The organism is Micromonospora sp. NBC_01412 (assembly GCF_045040215.1).
GTDB lineage: Bacteria > Actinomycetota > Actinomycetes > Mycobacteriales > Micromonosporaceae > Micromonospora > Micromonospora rubida.
This window is the reverse complement of record NZ_CP109528.1, coordinates 6911632-6934034: the sequence shown is the minus strand read 5'-3', so window position 1 is coordinate 6934034 and position 22403 is coordinate 6911632. Positions and strand designations below refer to the sequence as shown.

Sequence of the window (22403 nt, the reverse complement as noted above, 5' to 3'; positions counted from 1 at the left end):
CCCTAGTCGACGAGCGCCACGTAGATCGGGCTGCCCAGCAGCGTGCCCTTCGGCCCTGACTTCTCGGCCAGCCGCTTGGCGATGAACTCGACCCGTTGTGTCGGGCCCGGAAGCGCGGTTCCGATCTGCGACAGGGTCTCGTGGAAGCGTTCGTCGTCGAACTCGCCCGGGTCCGATTGCAGTTCCTGAAGCTTGCGGAACAGGTACGGCGGGACCGATCCGAGCGGTTCGGCATCGCCTCCGCCGACCACGTGCGACGCCGACCCGCCCAGGACGATGACCTGGTCGTCGAGCGTTCCCGCGAAGACCACGATGCCGGAGGTGGGGAAGACCTTCCAGCGCATCTCCAAACAGGCCTGGAAGTAGGGGCCTGGCTCGGCTGCGGTGCCGATCTGGTCGGCGTCCTGAAGGTGCCGGACAACCTTTTCGAGCTTGTCGAGGTCGTGGCGCTCGGGCAGGACCGCCTTGCGGCTGTAGCGGACCAACTTCAGATCCACGGCGAGTTCGGTCTCGTGCTGCGCGGAGGAGGCGACTTGCGCCGCGAGGAGCCCGATCTTGAGACGCGATAGGTAGAGGTAATACGTGAGACCCAAGGTGCGCTCCGGTGACGGGGAGTTATCAGGATTCAGACTACTCGATGAATCCTTGAGCGCACGACCCCGCCCAACGTGTTCATCCGGGTCTTGCCGCTGTCCGCAGGCGCTCACTACGGCGCGCTGGCGGGTGCCTTCGTCATGCTCGACTTCCCGCTTGGCAACCGAGTCATCCCTGGCCCGTCCGTCGTCTACTGCGGGTCGGTGACCGGGGCCTTCTACCTGAACAGACCCGAGGAATTGGCGGTCTACGAGAAGGTCTGGGCGAGCCTACTCAGCCTCGCGCTTGATGAGGAACAATCGAGAAGGATCTCCGCCAACATCAAGGAAGAGGTCCATCATGGCTGATGACCTGTTCTGCGCGCAGTGACGCAAGAGCACCCGCAGCGGCGACAACGGCGGCGCGTGCGTCGAGGTCGCCGACAACCTGCCCGGCCTCGTCGCCGTACGCGACAGCAAGGACCCGGCCGGGCACGCCCTCACCTTCTCCCCCGCCGCTTGGACCAGCTTCGTCCGGTCCACCATGTCGGCGCGCTGAACACCACAGACGGGAGCGCAGCCGGCGGGCAGGCCGAACGCGCTCCCGTCTCGCGCTCGGTCGAGGACCGAGTTCGCCACGCCGTCCGGACCCGTGGCCATCCACTTGACCAGCGGGTGCCCAGCCGCCGAGGGGCTGCTTGTCCACGGGTCAGCCCTGCCTCCCGCAGTGGACGCAGTGGTAGCCGGGCATCGGGCTGTCCCCGCAGGCAGCGCAGTCGGGGCTCTCGCCAGCGGGCACTTCCAGGTCCCGCCAGTGCAGGTGGTCGAGCATCATGCCGAGGATGCGCACCGCCCGCCACACCCCGATGGCTGCGGACACCGTGCCAGCGGTGAGAGGGATCGCCCAGTAGGCACCGTAGAGGGCGGGAAGGATGCCTGCGGCGAGGACGGCGAGGGTCGGTGCCCAGCCGATGCCGACAGGCACTTTCAGGTCATCTGCGGAAATGCGTGCCATAGGGGTGGGCTCCTAGATCGGTGGACCGTGCGGTTCCTTCACGGGCGAACATCCTGAGTGCCTGGCCATCGTCGGGGTCGGCGACAGCGGCGGGTAGCCGGAAGACCGGTGAGACTGCACAGTCATTCCTGACGCCCGCCGTAGGCCGGGTCGTTTCGACATGTCATGCCGGCGAACCTATCGACTTCCGCTTTCGGTCACCTCGTCCGTACGTCCACTTCAGACCGTCTTGACGTTCTGCGCACGACGCGCGCCCGTGATCAATTCAAGGAGGCGACAACCTCAAGTGCGATTCAATGCGCGCGGGAATTGCGCGGCGATGGCTCTTGTCGGGGGCATCTTGTATCGTCAGAGGCGCATTCGAATTGGATGGTCGCCCATCTCCGTGAGAGATGACCCGGCTGGCCGGCGAGCTGCGCCAGGCGGCGGAGGAAGCGGTGCGGCACGACGGTGACCGGTCCCGGGCGGCGCTGCGCGGCGCGGAACTGCTCCGGCTCGCGCTGGAGGAACACGAGGACCGGGGCGAGGGCCCCTGCCCGGCCTGCGCCACCGGCACCCTCGACGGCGGGTGGCGGGCCACCGCCACGGCGTCGCTGACCGAGCTGCGGCGCCGCAGTGTCGCCGCGTAGTCGGCGGCGACCCGGCTGACCGCACTGCTGCGGCGGGCGCACCACCTCGTGGACGCCCTGACGGTCCCCGGAGACGACGTGCCGCCCACGGCGGGCGAGACGGCGGGGACGCTGCGCGAGACGGCGGGGCGCTGCGGCGGGCGCTGCGGCGCGTACCCGCTGATCCCGCGGAGCTGGCCGACCACCTCGCCGCGCGGTACCCGCGGGTGCTGGCGGCGGCGGACATGGCGCGGACGCACGCCGAGGAGTTCCTGCGGGGGCGCGACACCGGGTGGCGTGCGGCGGTGACCGAGCTGCGGAGCTGGCTGGCCGCCTCGACGGGCCTGCCCGCCCGGGAGGCCAGCCTGGCCCGGTTGAAGGCCGCGCGCGGGTGGCTGAAGGAGGCCGGCGCGGCGATCCGCGACGAGCGGGTCGCGCCGTTCGCCGCGCACTCCCAGCGGATCTGGGAGCAGCTGCGTCAGGAGAGCAACGTCGAGCTGGGGACGGTGACCCTCGCCGGAACCAACACCCGGCGACGGGTGGTGTTCCCGGTCAGCGTGGACGGCTCCGACAACGGCACCGCGCTGGGGGTGACGAGCCAGGGCGAGATGCACGCCCTGGGGCTGGCCACGTTCCTGCCGCGCAGCTGCGCCGAGGAGAGCCCGTTCCGGTTCGTCATCGTCGACGACCCGGTGCAGAGCATGGACCCGTCCAAGGTGGACAACCTCGCCCGGGTGCTCGCGGAGCTGGCCGAACACCGGCAGGTGGTGGTGTTCACCCACGACACCCGGCTGCCCGACGCGGTGCACCGGCTGGACCTGGGCCGAACCCGGATCGTGGAGGTGCACCGGGCGGAGCAGTCGGTGGTGACGCTGCGCCCGGCTCCGACCCGGTGTCCCGCTACCTCGACGACGCGTGCGCGCTGTCCCGCAGCGACGAGGTGCCGGCCGAGGTGCGCGGGCCGGTCGTGCGGAGCTGTGCCGCTCGGCGGTGGAGGCTGCCTGCCACCAGCGGGCGTGGCGGACCAGGGTGGCGCGCGGGGTGCCGCACGACGAGATCGAGGCGGCGGTCGCCTCGTCCCGTCGGCTGACCACGACCGTGGCGCTGGCCGTCTTCGACGACGCCGAACGCGGCGGCGAGGTGCTCGGCTGGCCGGGCCGGCGGGGCCACCGGGCGGTCGACGCGTACCGGGCGTGCAGGGAAGGCGTGCACGGGGCCTACCTGGCGGACCTGCCCGGCCTCGTCGCGGACACCCACGCCCCGGCGGGGGCGCTGTCGTGAGCGCCCCGACAATGCTCCGCAGCAGGGTGACCACGCCGACCCCCCAGCGCTGCCTGGCGGCGGCCGACCAGCTGCTGCGCGGGGCGGGCCCGCTCGGCGCGCAGGCGGTGGACGCCGGCTGGTGGCCGCGGGCGTGCGCGTGCCTGATCCGGCTGGCGCTGGAGTGCGGCGTCGACGGCTACTGGCGGCGGGTGCGTCCGACGGCGGCGGAGCTGCGCCGGCTGCACACGGAGGTCAACGCCCTACTTGCTCGCCTCGACCGGACGGACACGGCCCCGGCCGGCGACGGGACTGACTGACGGTCGGCCCGATGTCGCCGATCGGACAGCACGGGTGACGTCCGGTCGCGATGATCGCGTCTACTGTCGAGGCCCGCCGCCGGGTCGCCCCGCTCGGCGCATGCGCGGCCCTCGTGCGGGTCGTCGACACACAGCCGAACGGAAGGCTCCCCTGTGGATCGGGCATCGACCCCGGGACCGGCGGCGGAACAGGCCGGGTCGGACCCGCCGCCCGACCGGCGGCGGGTCCAGGCGCTCACCCGCCGGCTCGCCCAGCTCGCCACCCGATACGCCGAGGCCGAACACCGGCTGGTCGAACTCGACCGTGCGGTGCAAACCCACGCCCACGAGAACGGGCGGCTGCGCGCCGCGCTGGACCAGGCGACGCGCACGGCGGACGACCTCGCAGCCCGGCTGGCGGAGTACGGCGAGCTGCCCCCCGAACACCTGCGCCAGCGGGCGGTCGAGGTCGACCGGGAGGCCGCCGCCCGGCTCGCCGACGCCGACAGGCGGGCCCAGCGGCTCGACGCCGACACCGACAAGCGGGCCCAGCGGCTCGTCGCCGACGCCGAGGAGCTGCGGGAGCAGGCACGCCGGCGCGCGACGCTGCTGATCAGCGCCGCGCAGGAGGAGGCCGAGCTGTGGCGGCGGGCCGCGCGGGAGGAACTGGCCGAGCAGGCGGCGGCGGCCATCGAGGAGAACGCGGCCACCCGGCGGGCGATGATCGACCAGGTCGACCGGCAGTGCTCCCGGATGCTGGCCGACGCGGCGACCCTGGCCCGGGAACTGCTGCAACTCGCCGATCCCGACGAGTCCCGCGCGCAGGCCCGGGAGGAGGCCCAGGCCCTGGTGCGCGTCGCCCACCGGGAGAGGGCGGACATCCTGGCCGACGCCCGCCTAGGGGCGGAGGAGATCGTCAGCGACGCCCGCCGGGAGGCGGCGGACATCATCGCCGCCGCGCGCCGGAAGGCCGACCGCATGTTCTCCGGTCCCCCGCCCGAGGCCGTCCCTCGGCATCGGACCGTCGTCGCCACACCCGACACCCGCCCGGCCGGTGACCGGCCACGACCGCAGGACACGGCGACCGACGACCGCCCGCCGCCAGCGCCCCCGGAACCGATCGAGCGGGAGCCGGCCGCCTTCGTACGGGCCCTGGACCTGCTCCAGCCGGCACCGTGGAGGCGGCGGGCCGACGACGAGGGCCCGAACCAGGGGCCGCCGACCCCCTCCGGCAGTCAGCCGACCATGCCTGTTTTCCCCCAGTTCGACACCGTCCTCAGGGGATACGACCGCACTGAGGTCGACAACTATGTGCAGTGGGTCGCCCGACTCGACCGGAACACCTCCGGTACCAGGACGTGGCGGCCCGCCGTGTTCCATGTGGTCCTCCGCGGCTACGACCAGGCGCAGGTCAACGCCTACGTCGAACAGGTCGACGCGGTGCTGCGCCCCGACGACACGAATCGGAAGACAGGTGATGGGAGATGACGGTCGACCAGCCGGTGCTCGGCGTGCACGGGATCTGGAACGCGCAGCCGGGACGGGAGCCCGCGGAGGCTGCGGCCCGGCTCGCCGGGCAGTGGGCGAAGGCGCTGGCCACCGGCTACCGCGACGCCGGCCTCGTCGAGCGGCCGCCGGCCGTGGCCGCCACCTACTACGCGCACACGCTGGCCGACGGCGCCCAGGGCAACGTCGACGACCTGGCCGCGCTGACCCCCGACGAGCAACGCATGGCGTGGGCCTGGATGCGGGAGTTGGGCGTGCCGCAGGAGGCCGCGCAGGGGTTGCTCACCGTGCCGCTGCGGCAGGGCCTGAGCTGGCTCGCGCAACGCGACGGGCGTCCGCAGCAGATGCTGGCCAGGATCATGACCGCGCTCCTGCGGGAGGTCTACACCTACCTGACCCGGCCGGCGTCCCGGGCGCGCGCCCGGGACGCGGTGATCGAGGCGGTCCGGGCACACGGGCCGAGGGTGCTGGTCGCCCACTCGCTCGGCTCGGTCGTGGCGTACGAGGCGCTGCACCAGCGCCCCGACCTGGAAGTGGATCTGTTCGTGACGCTCGGCTCGCCGCTCGGCCTGCCCGGCGCGGTGTTCGAGGCCCTCGACCCGCCGCCCCGGGACGGGCGGGCGCACCGCCCGCCGGGCGTACGGCGGTGGGTGAACATCGCCGACCCGGGCGACCTCGTGGCGACGCCCGCGCGGCTGGGCGGCCGGTTCGACGTGGACCTGCACGCGGAGGCCCACATCGGCAGGGTGGACTTCCACACGATGCGGGGGTACCTGTCGTGCGGGCTGGTGGCGGCGGCGATCGCGCCGTACGCGTAGGCCCGGGCCTCCTACCGTTGGCGGGGCGGAGCGGGGGCGGGCCGGGCCGCCTACCGTTGGCGGGGCCGGGCCGCCAGGAGCACGACCCGTCCGGCGCACCGGACGGCGAGGTCCGGCCCGACGAGGGTCACCCCGTCGACCGGCGCGCCCAGGTCGATGTCCGCGAGCAGCCGCTCGGAGAGCGCGTCGGCGATGAACAGGCGGGTGTCGCGCCAGGTGACGGTGGCCTGCCCACCGTCGGGCAGCACGATGTGCTCGACCTGCCCGGGGCCGTCGGGCTCCGGTGCCACGGGCGTGGCCAGCGGTGAGACGTACCGGCTGCGCAGGTCCGTGACCCGGATGCCGTCGGCGGCGGCGGAGAGCGCGACCGGGCGACCGCCGAGCGGGGTGAGGGCCACCGACTCCACCCGGCCGTCGTGCCCGGTGAGCCCGTGATACTCCGTGCGGCCGGTCGCCGGGTCGGTGACCGCGAGGTCACCCGATTCCGAGGCCGACACGAGCAGACCCCGCGGCGCGAAGGCCAGCGCGGTGACGGGCTGCCGGTGCGGGTGGCAGGCGCCGACGACCGCGCCGGTGGCGGCATCGCGCACCAGCACCCTGCCGTCGACGGTCCCGGTCGCCACCCGAGGCTCCCCTACGGCGGTGGCGACGACCGAGACGAGGTGTCCGCCGGCGGCGGGCACGGGCGTCAGCGGGCCGGCGGCGGTGGCGCGGTCGGCCCTCAGCCACCACGCCTGCGCCCGCTCCCCCTCAGCGAGCACGAGCAGGTCCCGGCCGGCCAGCGCGCAGGTCAGCCGGGTGCCGCCGGTCGGCCGGGTGCCCGCCGGCCGGGGATCGTCGCCGGTCGGCGTGGCACTGTCGGACAGCCGGCCGAGCAGGTGTCCGGCGTCGGTGGGTCGCGCCTCCTTGCGCAGGTTGTGTGAGGTGACGACGACGTCGCCGCCGTCGACCCGGACGATGGTGAGCCGGGGGCCGACCGCGATGCCGGCGAGGGCCGTCACCGGGTGACGCGTCGGTTGCCAGCCGGCCGGGATCCACTGCCAGCCGTCGTGACGGAGCAGGCGGATGCCGCCCCGGGGGTCGGCGGCGAGCAGGATCGGCCCCGACTCGGTCGCCACCCGCGCGGTGGGCCCCGGAGGTGGGGAGTCCGGAGGCGGGGACTCCGGGGATGGGGCGGCCGGCGGCGGGGAGGTCTGCGGTGGGGCGGCCGGCGGCGGGGGTGGTCCGTCCCCGGCCGGAGTCGGGCCGGAGTCGCCGTCGACCGGCGCCGGCCGACCGGTGGCGACCTCCCAGCCGTACACCCGCCCGGAGCCGTCCTCGACGACGACCACGCGCCCCCGGTGGTGGAGGGACCGGGGGTGACCGCCGAGCTGGGCCGACCAGAGTGGCGCGAGGTCGGCGGCCCGCCACACGGTGAGGCTCCCGTGCGTCGTCACCACGCAGATGTGCAGTTGCCCGCGCCACCTGACGAGCGCGGTCACCTCGGTCGGGGCGTCGACCAGCAGGCCCGCCGGCCGCAGGCCCACGGTCTCCTCGCCTGCGGCGGGGACGGCCCAGCCGGGCGCCCAGTCCAGCGGCGGCTGACCGGGCGGGTGGCAGAGGGCGCGGGCGGTGCCGGGCTCGCCGCCGAGCAGCGCGGTGACCGCGAGCGCGTACCGGCGCGACCGGGTCGACTTCGGGAGCCGGGCGAGGCCGTCCGGGGACAGCCACGGGAGTTGGTGCGCGGCCATCAGCTCGGCCACGGCCTGCGGTTCGCCGTGCACCAGGAACTCCGGGTCGTCGGCCAGCAGGTCCAGCCGGCCGCTCTCCGCGCAGTGGGTGACGGCGTGCCGGCGCAGGTACGGCTCCGCGAGGTCCCAGCGCCGGCCGGCGCCCGCCATGCTGGTCAGCGGCGCGAGCATGGCCTCGGCCAGGCGGGCCGACTGCGCGGGGCCGCCGCCGGAGCGGCGGAGGTGGTCGGAGAGCCCCTGGTGGAAGAGGCGGTAGAGGGTGGTGCCGTCGACGTCGGCGCTCACCCGCAGGTAGAAGCGGCCGGCGTCGAGGGCCTCGGTGATCCGCCGCCGCTGCGCCTGCGGGGACGGACCGTCCGCCGCGACGTCCGGGGCGGGGGCGAACGCCGCCGCGGCGTCCTGGATGACGTCGGCGGGCATGCCGTCGCCCCGGGCGTGGGCGAGCGCGGTCAGCACCGGTCGCAGCCACGCCTGGGGTCGCGTCGACAGGTCCAGATCCAGCAGGTCGGGCAGCGTCCGGGGAACGGCGGCGGCCAGCTCACGGGCCCGGACGTTGTCGGCGACGGCGTCGTACGCGGCGACGAAGTGGTAGGTGTAGAGGCCAGCGACCAGGAACTCGCCCCACCGGTGCTCGTCGTCGCCGGGGCGGTCGTGGACGAGGGTCGCGGCGAGCGCGTGGGCGAAGCTGGCCCGGGCACCCGCGTACTCCACCCCGTCGTAGGGCGGGTGGTAGCGCAGCAACGTGTCGACGTACCGCTCGATGTCGCGCTCCAACTGCCACCGGTCGGCGGCGTCGAGGTCGATCAGCCCACCCGCGCCCTCGGCCAGCTCGCGCAGTGCCGCGAACTCCGGCCACGGGCGCATCCCGACGAGCAGCCGGCAGGCGGGTCGCCCGTCCGGTCGCCTGGCCCCGGCCAGGGGCAGCAGGAGCTTCGACATCACCTGCTGGTGCTGCTCGGCCTCGTCGAGGGCGTCGAGCACGATCACCGGCGGTGTGTCGAGCTCACCGATCCCGGCGACCAGCTCGGAGACCTCCCAGGGCCGCCCGTCCGGGGGCGTGAGCGCCAACTGGCTGGCCAGGGAGGCGACGATCTCGGCCAGGCCACGCTGGCGGGCGTGCACGGCCGCCAGGTGGCGGTTCACCCTCGGCGCCCAGTCGGCGGTGTCCCAGATGCGCCGGGTGGGCCCGTTCAGCAGGTGGTGGGCGGCGCAGACGATCACCCCGATGATGGCGGACTTGCCGGCGCCCGGCCCGCCGGTGACGACCCGCAACCACGGCTCGCCGTGGCCGTCGCACCAGGCGGTGAGGGCGCGCAGCTCCCGGCTGCGCCCACTGAAGCAGCCCCGCCCGTGGTGGCCCTTCATGCCGCTGGCGACGTCCATGAAGTGCACCGGGTCGAGGGCCTCGTCGACGTCGTCGAGGAAGGGGGCGACGGCGACGTCGACGCTGGCCCGGACGGCCCGGCGTCCCCCGCCGTCGAGGAAGCCGGGGTTCGGGAAGAACGCGACGTCGGGTGAGCCGGCGGCGATGTCCCAGAGGCTTCCGGTCACCTCCTGGGGTAGTGCCCCGTCGCGGGCCACCAGCCGCCTGACCTCACGGCGCAGCGCCGCCGCCACCCGCTCCAGAGGCAGGTGCCGCTGTTCGGCATCGGTGTGCGCGTCGGCGCCGGCGAGCATGGTCAGCACGTTGGCCACGGCCGCGGAGTAGCGGCCCCGGAACGCCTGCTGGTGCGGCGCGGACGCGGCGATCACCCAGGCCCGACCGGCGCCGTCGGCCGTGGACAGGTGCCAGGGCTGGCGTGCGGCGGCGCCCGCGTGGCAGAGGTCGAGCAGGAACAGGGCCGCCGGGAGGTGCGGGAAGTGACCGAAGCGGCGTATCCACTCGGTCACTTGGCCCTCGGGGTGGTGGCGGCCGTCGGCGCCGACGACGTAGAGCGCGCCGTCGTCGGTGAGCACCCCGTGGCTGATGATGTGGACGACGAGCAGGCCGTCCGGTCCACACTCCTCGGCCTCCCGCCAGATCAGCTCCGGCAGCGCAGCCCCGGACAGGTGGACCGGGTCGAGGCACTCGGTGACCGTATAGTCGAACCGCCGCAGGGCGGCGGTGACGGCGGGCACCCGCTCGTGGACGAAGGGCAGCGGCGCGGGGGCGAACGGATCCGCACCGGGCGCGACGCCGAAGGTCGGCACGCCGATGCTGATCGCGCGGCGGCGGCGCGGCTGGACGCCCGTCACGCGGCACCGCCGGGGGTTCCGGGCTCGTCGGCGTGGCCCCGCCGGATCAGCCCGAGCACCGTGCGGACCCAGGCGTCCACCGCGGCGTGCTCGTAGCCCGAATCGGCGGCCCGGAACTCCGTGCTCGGAGGCTCGGGCGCGGATGCCGGATCCGCCGCCGCCTTCTTCGCCCAGCCGACGAAGTTGTTCACCTGGCCTTTGGCGTACCCGTGTCTGACGGTCCGGAAGGCCGGCCGCGCCGGCAGGGCGACGGCCGCGAGCGATTCGCCCCGCAGCCGGCGTGCCTGCAGCGCGGCCTCGGCGAGGATCGCCTCGGCCCTGTTCTCAGCGCGGGCGACGATCTCCCGGTGGGCGTCCTCGGCGTGCCGGTGGGCGGTCCGCCGGTCCCGCTCGATGCGCGCCTCGGCCTCCGCTCTCGCGTTCGCCAGCAGCTCCGCCGCCTGCCGCCGGGCCTCGGCGACGACCTGCTCGGCCTCCGCGGCCTGGCGTGCGGCCTCCTCCTCGCGCGCCGCGAGGTCCCGCTCCGTCCGGCGGACCCGGGCGGCGAACTCCTCGGGCGTGACGTCCCCGAAGTCCCTGAGGCGGGCGTCGAGGAGGGCGGTCCGGTCCAGGGCGGCGCTCAGGTCGTGCCGCAGCTGATCGAGCTCCGCTGCCCTCGTGTCCAGGACGTACCGCAGGTCCACGAGCTCCTGTTCGGACCGGGCGTGGTGATCCCGCAGCCTGCGGATGCGCCGGACGAGTGCCCGTTCGCGGCGGCCCAGGTCTCCCTCCGGCGCGTCGGTCGGGGGGACGCCCTCCCCCTCCGTCACCGCATCCGCCTCACCCGGGCGGCCGACCGTCGTCTGGTAACGCACCGGCTCCGCCTGACTACCGTCCATCGGGTGCCGAGCATAGGCGGTGTGTGCTCGCCGGGCGGGCCCCACCGGCGGCTCACGCCCGGCAGGCGGGCCAGTGTGGACACCCGGGCGGGGCGGGGTGACCGAGTGCGGCCAGCGGCGGTAACGTTGCGCGGCATCACGTTCGGCGGAGGGGTGGTCCGCCCGCAGCGTCCCGGAAGTACGGAGGTCGACGCATGTCCACTGCTGGTGATTCTTTCGCGATGCGGGGGGACGCGGCCCAACGGCCGAGCTTCGAGCAGGCGCTGCGCGGCTACGACAAGCGGCAGGTCGACCGGTACGTCCAGCAGGTCGACGGCGCCGCCGCGTCGCTGTCGTCCGAGCGGGACCGGGCGCAGCACCAGTTGCGCAACCTCACCCTCCAGTTCCAGCAGCTCCAGGCGGAGGTGTCCGAGCTGCGCCAGCGCCCGGCACAGGTGGACCGGGCGTCGTTCAGGGACCTGGGGCCGGTGGTCGACCAGATCCTCGCGCTGGCCGAGAAGCAGGGCGGGCTGATCGCGGAGGCCGCCACGCAGCGGGCCGGGGAGTTGCAGGCCGAGGCGGAGCGGACCCTGTTGGAGGCACAGGAGCACGCCGCCCAGTCGTTGCACGAACTCAAGACGGAGCTGTCGGCGCGGCGGGCCGAGCAGGAGAAGGCGTACGAGGAGCGGCGCTCGGCTGCCGAGGCGCAGCTCGCGGACATCCAGGAGCTGGTGGAGCAGTTGCGGGTGGACGGCGAGGCCGCCCACGAGCACGCCCAGCAGGAGGCGAAGCGGATCAACGAGCTGACCGCCCAGCAGGTGGAGCAGGCCCGCGCCGCGGCCGAGGCGCTGACCAAGGCGGCCCGTACGCAGATCCAGCAGGAGGTCCAGGCGGCGCGCGCGCAGAGTCAGCAGGAGCTGACCCAGTGGCGGGTCAACGTGGAGCGGGAGATCAACGAGCGGCGGGCGGCGGCCGAGCAGGAGCTGGCCGAGCACCGGGCGGCGGCCGAACGGGAGGTGGCGGGTCAGCTCACCGCCGCCGAGGAGAAGATCGCCACGCTGATCGCCGAGGCGCAGCAGTACTCGACGGAGGTGCGCAAGCGCGCCGACGAGCAGGCGACCGCGCACCAGGAGCAGCTCACCGCCGTGCAGCAGGAGGTCGGCAGCCAGCGGCAGGCGCTGACCCAGTTGCACGCCGAGCTGGACGCCACCCAGCAGCAGCTCGCCCGGGTCCGCCAGGAAGGGGCCGCGGTCGAGCAGCAGGTCAACCAGTTGCAGCAGCGCCTGGGTGAGCTCCGGCAGGAGCTGGCGGCCGAGACGAACCGGCTGGAGGAGGCGCGCCGCTCGGCGGACTCGGTCGAGCAGCACGCCAAGGACGTCCGGGCCCGGGTGCAGCGGGAGGCGAAGCGGGTGGCCGACCTGGCCGCCGCCGCCGTGATGGCCGCCGCGGCCGGGGGCGGCGAGACCGCCGAGTACCCGACGGTGCGGGGCCGACCGGGCGCGCCCCGGCCCGCCGAGAGGGCCGGCGAACAGCCCGCGCCCGAGGTGGCCGCGAGCGCGTAGCCTGACCGTCCCGGTCAGGTCAGGGGCTCGGCCTTGTGACGTGCTCCAGCACGTACGGGTCGCTCAGCTTGGCCCTGCTCAGATCGGCACCGGTCAGGTCCGCGCCCCGCAACTTGGCCCCTGTCAGGTCGGCGCCCCGCAGGTTGGCGCCGGTCAGGTCAGCGTCGCGCAAATCAGCGTCGCGCAGGTCAGCCCCGGACAGGTCAGCGCGGGACAGGTTCGCGTCGCGCAGGTCGGCGCCGGACAGGTTCGCGCCGGCGAGGTTGGCATGGGTGGCGGTGGCCTCGGTGAGGACCGCGTCGCTGAGGTCGGCGTCGACGAGCCTCGCCGAGTCGAGATGAGCTCGGTGCAGCAGGGCGCCGGTGAACGTCGACCCGGTCAGGTCGGTGTCGGTGAGGTCCCAAAGGGCCAGTTCGGTGCCGGCGAACCAGCTGCGGGGCAGGGCGGCACTCGGGATGGAGACGTAGACGTTGGTGAGGTCGAGCACCCGGTGCTCCGGCCACGTCGGCCGGGGTCTGCGGCCGAGCACGGTCACCGCGGCGCGGACGTCCGGGGGTGACTCCTCGGCCCTGCCCTGCAGCGCGGGCTGCACGGGCGCGTGGGTACGCAGGAACGCGCAGAGGACCTCGATGATCGGCCCCTCGTCCTGAGCGGAGTCCCGGGCGATGCGTTCGAGCGCGTAGACCGCGCCGAGGCGGACGTCGAGCTTCTCGGAGCCGAGCTGTTCGACGCTCGTGGCGTACCGCTCGGTGATCTGCCCCTGGGCGCTCAGTCGTTGCTGGTCACGATTCGCCTCGTTGGTCATCCACAGCCCGACCGCGACGACCAGCACGGACAGGATGCTGCCGACCGCGATCAGCCGCTGCCACGGGTCGGGACGCAGGTCGACCGGCGCGGCGAGGGTCAGCTCGACCGAGGTGGGGCGGCCCGTCCGCAACCGGCGGGGCGGCGGCGTCGCAGGGACACGGGCGGCGGGGGCGGGCGGTCGCCGCCCGCCCCCGGAGGGGCGGGACGGCGGCGGCTCGGGCGCGACCCACGCGGCACGCACCGCGCGCAGACGATGACCAAGTGTGGGCATCCGCTCATTGAAGCAGTGCGGGAAAAGCCGGTCGGCGAGGGAAACGGCAACGGCGCGCAGCAGGCCGCCACCCGCATGCGTGGGTGACGGCCTTCCTCGTCGTACGCGGTCAGCAGCCGCCGCAGCTGTAGAAGAGGATGTCCCAGTGGCTGCCTTCCTTGGTGTACAGGTTTCCGGAGCCCGCGCGGTACTGGTAGCCGAAGCCGGAGATGTACCCGACGTAGGTGTAGGCCGCCGAGATGTAGTTCTGCACGCAGGTGCTCAGGGCGATGTCGAGCTTGTAGCCGTTCCAGTGACTGTAGGTGCCGCCGATGTGGCCGGTCTCGGTGCCGGCGGTGACGGTGATTGCACAGCCGCTGGCCCGCTTGAACGTGATGATGCCCTCGATCGTGGCCTGCCGGACGCCGTCGAACGACGTGCAGGTGGGGTTGTTGCGGTCGCTGCATCCGCCGCTGGAGGTCCAGGAGATGCCGGCGGCGGCGAGCTGCGAGGTGGCGCTGGAGTGGGTGACCGCCAGGGCCGGGCCGGCGAGACCGACGGTGATGCCGATGGCGGCGAGCGAGGCGACGAGCAGAGTCACCGCTCGGCGGCGCAGGGTGGAACGGGGCGTGGACATGGTTCTCCCGGTTCGCCTGGGGGTTGATTTTCTGCGGTTCAGGGGCCGGTCTTGCAGAATTTCTACCAGGTATCGACGTTCATGACTAGATGCCCCTGTCGTGGTCGGGGTCGGCCGACCGCCGGTGATCTTTCTGTCGGTACGGACTGTTACGGTCGCGCCGCCGCTGCACCAGTCGAATCGGAGGTTGGCGTGATCCACTCCCATCTGTCGTCGTTCACGGGGCTACCCGTGTTGCCCTTCACCCCGGGGATGACCCTGCCCGACGACCCGTCGGCGGTCGCCTGGCGGCTGGAGGTGGAGGACTTCGACGCCGACCCGGAGGAGTTCGCCGCCCTGGTGGCGGCCCTGCGCGCCGAGGTGCCCGCCGACGCGGTCCGGGCCCTGGTGATCGGCGAGTGGGGCTCGGCGTACGAGCGGGCGCTGCCGGTCGACCTGCTGGTCGAGGCGGCGGAGGAGTGGACGTCGCTGCGGGCGGTCTTCCTCGCCGACCTGGTCGGCGAGCAGTGCGAGATCTCCTGGCTCACGCAGGGCGACATCACCCCGCTGCTGGCGGCGTACCCGTCGCTGGAGGTGCTCTGGGTGCGCGGGGGCAACGAGCTGCGCCTCGACCCGGTGCGGCACACCGGGCTGCGGGAGCTGGTGTTCCAGACCGGCGGGCTGCCCGGGTCGGTGGCCGCCGCGGTGGGCGGCTGCGACCTGCCCGCGCTGGAGCGCCTCGAGCTGTGGCTCGGCCGGCAGGACTACGGCGGCGACACGACCCGCGCCGAACTGGCCGACGTGCTGGCCGGCACCCGGCTGCCGGCGCTGCGCCACCTCGCGGTGTGCAACGCCGAGTTCGCCGACCGGATCGCGGAGGCGGTCGCCGCCGCGCCGGTGGTCCGCCAGCTCGAGGTGCTCGACCTGTCGAAGGGGATCCTCACCGACGTCGGCGCGGAGGCGCTGCTGGCCGGGCAGCCGCTGACCCACCTGCGCCGCCTCGACCTGCACCACAGCTTCCTCTCCGAGTCCGCGCGCGAGCGGGTCGTCGCCGCCCTGCCGGGCGTCGAGGTCGACCTGTCGGACCCGCAGACCGCCGAGGTCTACAACGGCCGCGAGTACCGCTTCACCGCGGTCGGAGAGTGAGCAGGCCATGACCGTCGGATCCCACGCCGAGTTCTTCGCCGGTCGCACGGTCGTCGAGGTCCCCGCAGACGGCCCGCTGCCCACCGTGGACGGCCCCACCGCCTGGCGGATCGCCACGCGCGAGTGGGACCGGGGCCGCGACCACAAGCTCTCCCCCGAGTTCCGCGACGCGTTCGAGCACTTCCTCGACCGGGCCGACGAGTCCGTCGAGGCGCTGGTGATCGGCTCCTGGGGGTACGCGGCGTTCAACGGCGCCCCGATCGCCCAGCTCTGCGAGGCCGCGCCGCGCCTGCCGAACCTGAAGGCGCTGTTCCTCGGCGACATCGTCGGCGAGGAGTGCGAGATCTCCTGGATGCGGGTGGGCGACGTCAGCCCGCTGCTGACCGCCTACCCCGGCCTGGAGCTGCTGCGGGTGCGCGGCGGGGAGGACTTCCGGTTCTCGCCGGTGCGCCACGAGCGGCTGCGCCGGTTGGAGGTGGAGAGCGGCGGCCTGCCCGCCGAGTTCGTCCGGGCCGTGCTCGACTCCGAACTGCCCGCCCTGGAAGACCTGGAGCTGTGGCTGGGGGTCGACGAGTACGGAGGCGACACCACCGTGGCGGACCTGGCCCCGCTGCTGGCCGGGGAGCGGTTCCCCGCGCTGCGCCGGCTCGGGCTGTGCAACTCCGAGATCGCCGACGACATCGCCGAGGCCCTCGCCGCCGCGCCGGTGGTGAGGCGGCTGGAGAAGCTGGACCTGTCGCTGGGCACCCTCGGCGACCGGGGCGCGCTCGCCCTGGCCGGCGGGCAGCCGCTCGCCCACCTCGCCAAGCTGGACCTGAGCCACCACTTCGTCTCCGACGAGGTTGTCGCGGCGGTGAAGGCGGCCCTGCCGGGCGTGGAGGTGGACCTCTCCGACCCGCAGGAGGAGGAAGAGGACGACGACGAGACGTACCGGTACACGGCGGTGTCGGAGTGACATGCGGCTGACCGTCGTCGGCAACCCCGACAACCGCCGGGTGGGCCTGTTCACCCGGGCCGTGCTGGCCGCCGGCCTGCCCCGGCCGGCGGTGCTGCCCTGGGCCGACGTGCTCACCGGGGCAGCCCCGCCGCCGGCGGGCGCCCTGGTGCGCGTCGACTCCCCCGGCGAGGACCCGGAGGTGGACCGGCTGTTGCGGCGGGCGGCCACCCCGGCCCGGCACGGCGAGCTGGTCGGCCTCGCCGACACGTACGCCGGCCTGGTCGACGGCCTCGGCCTGGTGGCGGCGGGTGGTGCGGAGCTGCTCAACCACCCGGCCGACGTGGCCGCGCTGTGCGACAAGCGGCGCTGCCACGCCCTGCTGGACGCCGCCGGGGTCCCGGTGCCGGGCGCGCTGCCCCCGGTCGACGGGTACGCGGGGCTGCGCGCGGCGATGACGGAGGCGGGCTGGTCGCGGGTGTTCGTCAAGCCCGCGCACGGCTCGTCGGCCGCCGGGGTGATCGCCCTCGCGGTCGGTCCCGGCCGGGTCCGGGCGGTCACCCCGATCGAGGTGGCCCCGGACGGGCTGTTCAACTCGCTGCGGGTGCGCCACTACGACGACGAGGCCACCGTCGCCGGGCTCGTCGACCGGCTCGCCCCGGAGGGGCTGCACGTGGAACGGTGGCTGCCCAAGGCGGGGCTCGGCGACCGGGTCGTCGACCTGCGGGTGGTGGTGGTCGCCGGCCGGCCCACCCACGCGGTGGTCCGCGCCTCCCGGGGGCCGATGACGAACCTGCACCTGGGCAACGCCCGTGGCGACCTGGCCGAGCTGCGATCGGCGGCCGGGCCGGCGGCGTGGGCGGCGGCGATGGAGACCTGCGAGCGGGCGGCGGCGTGCTTCCCGCGCAGCCTGCACGTCGGCGTCGACCTGATGTTCCTGCTCGGCTGGCGGCGGCACGCGGTGGCGGAGGTCAACGCGTTCGGGGACCTGCTGCCCGGGGTGCTCGTCGACGGCCGGGACACCTACGCCGAGCAGGTGCACGCCCTGACCAGCGGCCGGTGGGACAGCTGGCGGGAGGCCGCCGGGCGGGCCACTCCGGCGACGGCCCCGGAGGCCGCGCGGCCGGCGGCGCCGGGACGCCCGGCCGGGCGGGAGGTCATCGCGTGCGGAGCCTGATCGGCGGCCACGACATCTGCCTGGTCACCCTGGACACCCTGCGCTGGGACGTGGCCGACGGGCTGGCCGCCGCCGGGCGCACCCCGCAGCTGGCGCGGGCGCTGCCGGGCGGCCGGTGGGAGCGCCGGCACTCCCCCGCCAGCTTCACCTACGCGGCGCACCACGCGTTCTTCGCCGGTTTCCTGCCCACCCCGGTCAGCCACGGCCGACACGAGCGGCTGTACGCGGCGGCGTTCCCCGGCAGCGAGACGTCGGGCTCCGACACCTGGGTGTTCGACGCGCCGGACCTGCCGACCGCCCTGGCCGGGGCGGGTTACCACACGCTCTGCCTGGGCGGGGTGGGGTTCTTCAACCGGCGCAGCCCGCTCGGGTCGGTGCTGCCCGGCCTGTTCGCCGAGGCGCACTGGGAGCCGGAGTTCGGGGTCACCTCCCCCACCTGCCTGGACGCGCAGCTCGACCGGCTGGCCGAGGTGCTGCCCCGGGTCCCCGCCGCCCAGCCGCTGTTCACGTTCCTCAACGTCGCGGCGCTGCACCAGCCCAACCGGCACTACGTCCCCGGCGCCGCGCACGACGACCCGGCCAGCCACGCCGCCGCCCTGGAGTACGTCGACAGCCGCATCGGCCGGCTGTTCGCCCTGCTCACCGGGCGCGGCCGACCGGTGTTCACGATCATCTGCTCCGACCACGGCACGGCGTACGGGGAGGGTGGCCACACCGGCCACCGGATCGGCCACGACGTGGTGTGGACGGTCCCGTACGCCCACTTCACCCTGCAACCGGGAGAATGGTGACCAGCACCGACACGGGCCTCGACGGCTCGCCGTACCAGCAGTACCTGTACGCGTACCCGCACAAGACCTCGTACCGGGCGCTGCGGCCCCGGCCGCTGCTGGCCGACGTGTGGCGGGCCGAGGCACGCGACGCGCTCTTCCTCTACGTCCACCTGCCGTTCTGCGAGATGCGGTGCGGGTTCTGCAACCTGTTCACCCGCGCCAACGCCCCCGCCGAGCAGGTCACCGCGTACCTGCGGCAGCTGCGCCGGCAGGCCCAGCGGGTGGCCGACGCGCTCGGCGGCGACACCGGGTACGCCCGCACGGCGCTCGGCGGCGGCACGCCGACCTACCTGACCGCCGACGAGCTGACCGAGCTGTTCGACATCGCCACGTCCACGCTCGGCGCGCGGCTGCCCGGCGTACCGCTGTCGGTGGAGACCTCGCCGGCCACCGCGACGCCGGACCGGCTCGCGGTGCTCGCCGCGCACGGCACCACCAGGGTGAGCATCGGGGTGCAGAGTTTCCTCGACGTCGAGGCCCGCGCCGCCGGCCGGCCGCAGCGCCGCACGGAGGTGGAGGCCGCCCTCGGCGCGATTCGCGACGCGCGGATCCCCGTGCTCAACATCGACCTGATCTACGGCATCGACGGGCAGACCGCCGACACGTGGCGGCAGAGCCTGGACGCGGCCCTCGCGTGGCGGCCGGAGGAGCTGTACCTGTACCCGCTGTACGTGCGACCGCTGACCGGGCTGGGCCGGCGGGCGCACGGCCGGGCGGACTGGGACGCGCAGCGGCTCGCCCTGTACGAGCAGGCGGTGGACGCCCTCGGCGCGGCCGGGTACCGGCAGGAGTCGATGCGGCAGTTCCGCCGGGCCGACGTGCCGGCGCCGGACGGCCCGGACTACTGCTGCCAGGACGACGGGATGGTGGGGCTGGGCTGCGGCGCCCGCTCCTACACCACGGGCCTGCACTACTCGTTCGACTACGCGGTGAGCGTGTCCGAGGTGCGGGTGGTGCTCGACGACTACCTGGCCCGGCCGGCCGACGACTTCCGGTTCGCCGAGTTCGGGTTCACCCTCGACGACACCGAGCAGCGCCGCCGCTGGCTGCTCAAGTCGCTGCTGCGCGCCGAGGGGGTGGACCCGGTCGCGTACCGGGCCCGGTTCGGCCGCCCGGCCGGCGAGGACTTCCCCGAGCTGGGGCGGCTGGTCGACCGGGGCTGGGCCACCGACGGCGGGCTGCGGCTCACCCCGGCAGGGCTGGCCCGCTCCGACGCGGTCGGCCCGTGGCTGACCTCCGCGCAGGTGCGCAGCGCGATGACCGGGTACGTGCCACGGTGAACCCGGCCGATCGGTGCGGCGGGGAGGCGGGCCTGGCGATCCTCTACCGGGGGCCCCTGGCGAGCTGCAACTACGACTGCCCGTACTGCCCGTTCGCGAAGCGGCGCGACCCGCCGGAGCTGCTGGCCGAGGACCGGGCGGCGCTCGCCCGGTTCACCGGCTGGGTGGCCGCCAGCACCGACGTGCGGCTGTCGGTGCTGTTCACCCCGTGGGGCGAGGGGCTGACCCGCCGCTGGTACCGGGACGCCATGGTGTCGCTGTCGCACCTGCCGCACGTCGACCGGGTGGTCATCCAGACCAACCTGGCCGCCCGGGTGGACTGGCTGGCCGACGCCGACCCGGCCCGGGCGGCACTGTGGACGACGTACCACCCGGGGCAGGTCACCCGGGAGCGGTTCCTGGCCCGCTGCGCGCGGCTGGCGGAGCTGGGGGTCCGGTTCTCGGTGGGGGTGGTCGGCCTGCCGGAGCACCTCGACGAGGCGCGGGCCCTGCGCGCCGCGCTGCCGCCCGAGGTGTACCTGTGGGTGAACGCCGCCGAGGGCCGCCGCTACGACGCCGCCGAGGAGACGACCTGGACGGCGCTGGACCCGCTGTTCGGCTACAGCGTGCGCCCGCACCTGTCGCTGGACCGGCCGTGCCACGCCGGGGAGACGGCGATCTCCGTGCTCGGCGACGGCACGGTGCGCCGCTGCCACTTCGTCCCGGAGCCGATCGGCAACCTGTACGACGGGTCGTGGCGGGCCGCGCTACGGCCCCGCACGTGCGTCAACGCGGTCTGCGACTGCCACATCGGGTACGTCCACCTCAAGCCCCTCGGGCTGCGCGACGTGTTCGCCGGCGGCCTGCTGGAACGCATCCCGGCTGCCTGGCCGCACGGCTGACTCCGGCCGCCCGGCGGTCAGGCCCGCAGGCTGTGCGGCCCGGCGGCTGCCGATAGGCGTCGGCGAAGCGGGCGTCGCGGTACGCGTCGGCGAAGCGGAAGCGCCCGTCGTGGGCCAGCCCTCCGCCGCACCACAGCCGGCTCCGGTCCCGGCGGCCGTGTCGGAAATCGTGGGCCGACCGGGTCCTGATGTCGAGTTCCCGCGAGGTGGCGGGATCTGGCTGGCCCGGTGGCGTGGATTCGACGGATCGTGGGCGTGCGGTGACCAACCGCGACGTGCCGTGTCGTGCCGTGCCGTGCCGTGCCGTGCCGTGTCGTGTCGTGTCGTGCTGGAGAAAAGGGCGTCCTTTGAACGTGTCAAGTGGGGGAATGACGGCTCGCGGGCGGGGGGCCACGATCGCGCTGGCGTGCGCGGGGGTCTTCGTCGCCTACCTGCCGGTGGTCACCGTCACGGTGAGCCTGCCGGCGATCCAGCAGGCGCTGGGCGCCTCCACCGCGCAGCTGTCGTGGGTCTCGGACGCCTTCGTGCTGCCGGTGGCCGCTTTGATCCTCACCGCCGGGGTGTTCGCGGACGTGCACGGCCGCAAGAGGGTTTTCCAGGTGGGCCTGGCGTTGTGCGCCGTGGGCGCCCTGGTGGCGTTGTGCGCCCGTTCGGTCGAGGTGCTCTGGGTCGGGCAGGCCCTGGCCGGTGCGGGAGCCGCCGCGCTGCTGCCGGTGACGTTGGCGTTGATCAGTCACGCGGTACCCGATCACCGTGAGCGCGGCAAGTACATCGGTTGGTGGACGACCTGCATGATGGCTGCCATGGCGGTGCCGCCGCTGTTCGCCGGGGTGCTCCTCGAACATGTGGGCTGGCGGTGGATCTTCCTGCTGCCGGTGCCGGTGGCGCTTCTGACCATGGTGTTCGCCGCACGGCTGCTGGACGAGTCCCGGGCGCCGGGCGAGCGCAGGCTCGACTGGCCCGGACAGGTCACCGCCGCGCTGGCGATCACCGCGTTGATCTACGGGGTGATCGAGGGTGGGGCCGAGTCGTTCACGCATCCGCGGGCACTCGCGGCCCTGGCGGTGGCCGTGGTGAGTGCCGCCGCCTTCGTGCGGGTGGAGCTGCGCAGCAAAGCGCCCATGCTGAACCTGTCGTTGTTCCGCAGCCCGGCCTTCGCCGCTTCCACGCTGGCGGCCATGATCAGCTTCCTGGGGCTGATCGGCTTCTTCTTCGTGCTCAGCCTGTACTTCGGCCTGGTGCAGCAGTTGACCACCCTGGAGTCCGGCATCCGCATGGTGCTGGTCAACGTCGTGTCCATGTTCCTGGGCCTGGTGATGGGGCGCGTGATGCGTCACGTGCCGGCCCGGGTGCTCATCACGGTCGGGCTGCTGGTCGCGGCGGTCGCGCTGCTGTGCCTGACCACGGTCGGCCCCGACACGTCCTTCGTCTCGGTGGCCTGGCGCCTGGCCCTGCTGGGGCTGGGCCTCGGCCTCGCCTTCCCGTGCATCACGAACATCGCCGTCGCCTCGGTGCCCCCGCACTGGGCCGGCATGGCGGCCGCGGGCAACAACGCCTTCCGGCAGGTCGGCGGCGCGCTCGGACCGGCCCTCATGGGAGCCCTGCTGACCGTGAAGGCGGTGGGCACCCTGCCGGGCCACCTCGCCGACGCGGGGCTGACCGGTGAGCGGGCACGGCAGATCACGGAAACGGCCGACGCGAGCGGGATCGGCGCCGTCGCCGGGCTGGACCTGGGCGCCGACACCGAACGCGCCCTGGGCGCGATGTCCGAGGCGTTCCTCGACGGCCTACGGCTGTGTCTGTTCGTCTCGGCGACCCTGCTGGTGCTCGCCGCGCTGGCTGCCGCCGTACTGCTGCGACGACGGCGGCCGGCCACGACGGCCCCCGCCGTGGCGAACCACCCCACCTCCGCCGGCGCGGTGCCGCAGCCGGCGCTGACCACGCCGCAGGCGGCGCGGTCTTCACATCCGGGACGCCACGATCATGCCTACAATGAGCCCGACCAGCCCTGAACGCC

19 protein-coding genes and 1 pseudogene are annotated in these 22403 nt (G+C 74.3%); 14 read left to right on the top strand and 6 right to left on the bottom strand.

Annotated elements, in window-relative coordinates:
* Positions 1 to 2 precede the first annotated feature (2 nt).
* Positions 3 to 593, bottom strand: coding sequence for a DUF7019 family protein (locus OG617_RS30175; RefSeq protein WP_405096298.1), 591 nt, complete (start codon positions 591 to 593; stop codon positions 3 to 5).
* A gap of 48 nt (positions 594 to 641) precedes the next feature.
* Here OG617_RS30175 and OG617_RS30170 point away from each other — a divergent pair, with 48 nt between their 5' ends.
* On the top strand, positions 642 to 941 hold the full coding sequence (locus tag OG617_RS30170; protein WP_405104010.1) for a Scr1 family TA system antitoxin-like transcriptional regulator: 300 nt from the start codon (positions 642 to 644) through the stop codon (positions 939 to 941).
* A gap of 22 nt (positions 942 to 963) precedes the next feature.
* Positions 964 to 1131: pseudogene (locus tag OG617_RS30165) on the top strand (DUF397 domain-containing protein); the annotation flags it as partial.
* A gap of 150 nt (positions 1132 to 1281) precedes the next feature.
* On the opposite strand, the gene OG617_RS30160 reads toward OG617_RS30165, so the two are convergent.
* The gene (locus tag OG617_RS30160) at positions 1282 to 1587 is read right to left on the bottom strand and encodes a hypothetical protein (RefSeq protein ID WP_405096297.1); all 306 of its coding nucleotides are present in this window, start codon (positions 1585 to 1587) and stop codon (positions 1282 to 1284) included.
* A 392-nt stretch (positions 1588 to 1979) separates the two neighbouring features.
* Between OG617_RS30160 and OG617_RS30155 the strand changes: the two genes are divergently transcribed.
* From OG617_RS30155 to OG617_RS30140, 4 genes are all read left to right on the top strand, one after another.
* Positions 1980 to 2216: a hypothetical protein gene (locus OG617_RS30155; RefSeq protein WP_405096296.1), complete on the top strand. Its 237-nt coding sequence runs from the start codon at positions 1980 to 1982 to the stop codon at positions 2214 to 2216.
* A gap of 224 nt (positions 2217 to 2440) precedes the next feature.
* The gene (locus OG617_RS30150) at positions 2441 to 3775 is read left to right on the top strand and encodes a hypothetical protein (protein ID WP_405096295.1); all 1335 of its coding nucleotides are present in this window, start codon (positions 2441 to 2443) and stop codon (positions 3773 to 3775) included.
* 153 nt (positions 3776 to 3928) lie between these two features.
* Positions 3929 to 5242, top strand: a complete 1314-nt coding sequence (locus tag OG617_RS30145) for a hypothetical protein (protein WP_405096294.1) — start codon at positions 3929 to 3931, stop codon at positions 5240 to 5242.
* Positions 5239 to 6078 carry a hypothetical protein gene (locus OG617_RS30140; protein ID WP_405096293.1) on the top strand — a complete coding sequence of 280 codons (840 nt, stop codon included), beginning with the start codon at positions 5239 to 5241 and terminating at the stop codon, positions 6076 to 6078. The genes OG617_RS30145 and OG617_RS30140 overlap by 4 nt, the downstream gene beginning before the upstream one ends.
* Positions 6079 to 6128: 50 nt before the next feature.
* Here OG617_RS30140 and OG617_RS30135 read toward each other — a convergent pair whose 3' ends face one another.
* Positions 6129 to 10043, bottom strand: coding sequence for a hypothetical protein (locus OG617_RS30135; protein WP_405096292.1), 3915 nt, complete (start codon positions 10041 to 10043; stop codon positions 6129 to 6131).
* Positions 10040 to 10921, bottom strand: coding sequence for a hypothetical protein (locus OG617_RS30130; RefSeq protein ID WP_405096291.1), 882 nt, complete (start codon positions 10919 to 10921; stop codon positions 10040 to 10042). Before OG617_RS30130 ends, OG617_RS30135 begins: the two co-directional genes overlap by 4 nt.
* Positions 10922 to 11142: 221 nt before the next feature.
* Here OG617_RS30130 and OG617_RS30125 point away from each other — a divergent pair, with 221 nt between their 5' ends.
* The gene (locus OG617_RS30125) at positions 11143 to 12462 is read left to right on the top strand and encodes a hypothetical protein (RefSeq protein ID WP_405096290.1); all 1320 of its coding nucleotides are present in this window, start codon (positions 11143 to 11145) and stop codon (positions 12460 to 12462) included.
* 19 nt (positions 12463 to 12481) lie between these two features.
* Here OG617_RS30125 and OG617_RS30120 read toward each other — a convergent pair whose 3' ends face one another.
* Together OG617_RS30120 and OG617_RS30115 are read right to left on the bottom strand one after the other, a co-directional pair.
* Complete coding sequence (locus OG617_RS30120) at positions 12482 to 13540, bottom strand: pentapeptide repeat-containing protein (protein ID WP_405096289.1); 1059 nt, start codon at positions 13538 to 13540, stop codon at positions 12482 to 12484.
* A 109-nt stretch (positions 13541 to 13649) separates the two neighbouring features.
* A complete protein-coding gene (locus OG617_RS30115) occupies positions 13650 to 14156 on the bottom strand; it encodes a hypothetical protein (protein WP_405096288.1) in 507 nt (168 codons plus the stop codon).
* Positions 14157 to 14348: 192 nt separating this feature from the next.
* On the opposite strand from OG617_RS30115, the gene OG617_RS30110 reads away from it, so the two are divergent.
* From OG617_RS30110 to OG617_RS30080, 7 genes are all read left to right on the top strand, one after another.
* Positions 14349 to 15281, top strand: a complete 933-nt coding sequence (locus OG617_RS30110; RefSeq protein WP_405096287.1) for an STM4015 family protein — start codon at positions 14349 to 14351, stop codon at positions 15279 to 15281.
* 7 nt (positions 15282 to 15288) lie between these two features.
* Positions 15289 to 16236 (top strand): STM4015 family protein, encoded by a 948-nt coding sequence (locus OG617_RS30105; RefSeq protein ID WP_405096286.1) that lies wholly within the window; start codon positions 15289 to 15291, stop codon positions 16234 to 16236.
* A 1-nt stretch (position 16237) separates the two neighbouring features.
* Positions 16238 to 17392 carry an STM4014 family protein gene (locus OG617_RS30100; RefSeq protein ID WP_405096285.1) on the top strand — a complete coding sequence of 385 codons (1155 nt, stop codon included), beginning with the start codon at positions 16238 to 16240 and terminating at the stop codon, positions 17390 to 17392.
* Positions 17380 to 18183, top strand: coding sequence for an STM4013/SEN3800 family hydrolase (locus OG617_RS30095; protein WP_396683466.1), 804 nt, complete (start codon positions 17380 to 17382; stop codon positions 18181 to 18183). Before OG617_RS30100 ends, OG617_RS30095 begins: the two co-directional genes overlap by 13 nt.
* A complete protein-coding gene (locus tag OG617_RS30090) occupies positions 18180 to 19505 on the top strand; it encodes an STM4012 family radical SAM protein (RefSeq protein ID WP_405096284.1) in 1326 nt (441 codons plus the stop codon). The genes OG617_RS30095 and OG617_RS30090 overlap by 4 nt, the downstream gene beginning before the upstream one ends.
* Positions 19502 to 20386, top strand: a complete 885-nt coding sequence (locus OG617_RS30085; protein ID WP_405096283.1) for an STM4011 family radical SAM protein — start codon at positions 19502 to 19504, stop codon at positions 20384 to 20386. The genes OG617_RS30090 and OG617_RS30085 overlap by 4 nt, the downstream gene beginning before the upstream one ends.
* Positions 20387 to 20754: 368 nt before the next feature.
* Complete coding sequence (locus tag OG617_RS30080) at positions 20755 to 22398, top strand: MFS transporter (RefSeq protein ID WP_405096282.1); 1644 nt, start codon at positions 20755 to 20757, stop codon at positions 22396 to 22398.
* The last annotated feature ends 5 nt before the right edge of the window (positions 22399 to 22403 follow it).

Coding starts and splice junctions, on each gene's coding strand:
- OG617_RS30160 (WP_405096297.1), bottom strand. CDS start 1,587: ATGGCACGCATTTCCGCAGATGACCTGAAAGTGCCTGTCGGCATCGGC.
- OG617_RS30155 (WP_405096296.1), top strand. CDS start 1,980: ATGACCCGGCTGGCCGGCGAGCTGCGCCAGGCGGCGGAGGAAGCGGTG.
- OG617_RS30150 (WP_405096295.1), top strand. CDS start 2,441: ATGGCGCGGACGCACGCCGAGGAGTTCCTGCGGGGGCGCGACACCGGG.
- OG617_RS30140 (WP_405096293.1), top strand. CDS start 5,239: ATGACGGTCGACCAGCCGGTGCTCGGCGTGCACGGGATCTGGAACGCG.
- OG617_RS30130 (WP_405096291.1), bottom strand. CDS start 10,921: ATGGACGGTAGTCAGGCGGAGCCGGTGCGTTACCAGACGACGGTCGGC.
- OG617_RS30125 (WP_405096290.1), top strand. CDS start 11,143: ATGCGGGGGGACGCGGCCCAACGGCCGAGCTTCGAGCAGGCGCTGCGC.
- OG617_RS30120 (WP_405096289.1), bottom strand. CDS start 13,540: ATGCCCACACTTGGTCATCGTCTGCGCGCGGTGCGTGCCGCGTGGGTC.
- OG617_RS30115 (WP_405096288.1), bottom strand. CDS start 14,156: ATGTCCACGCCCCGTTCCACCCTGCGCCGCCGAGCGGTGACTCTGCTC.
- OG617_RS30105 (WP_405096286.1), top strand. CDS start 15,289: ATGACCGTCGGATCCCACGCCGAGTTCTTCGCCGGTCGCACGGTCGTC.
- OG617_RS30100 (WP_405096285.1), top strand. CDS start 16,238: ATGCGGCTGACCGTCGTCGGCAACCCCGACAACCGCCGGGTGGGCCTG.
- OG617_RS30080 (WP_405096282.1), top strand. CDS start 20,755: ATGACGGCTCGCGGGCGGGGGGCCACGATCGCGCTGGCGTGCGCGGGG.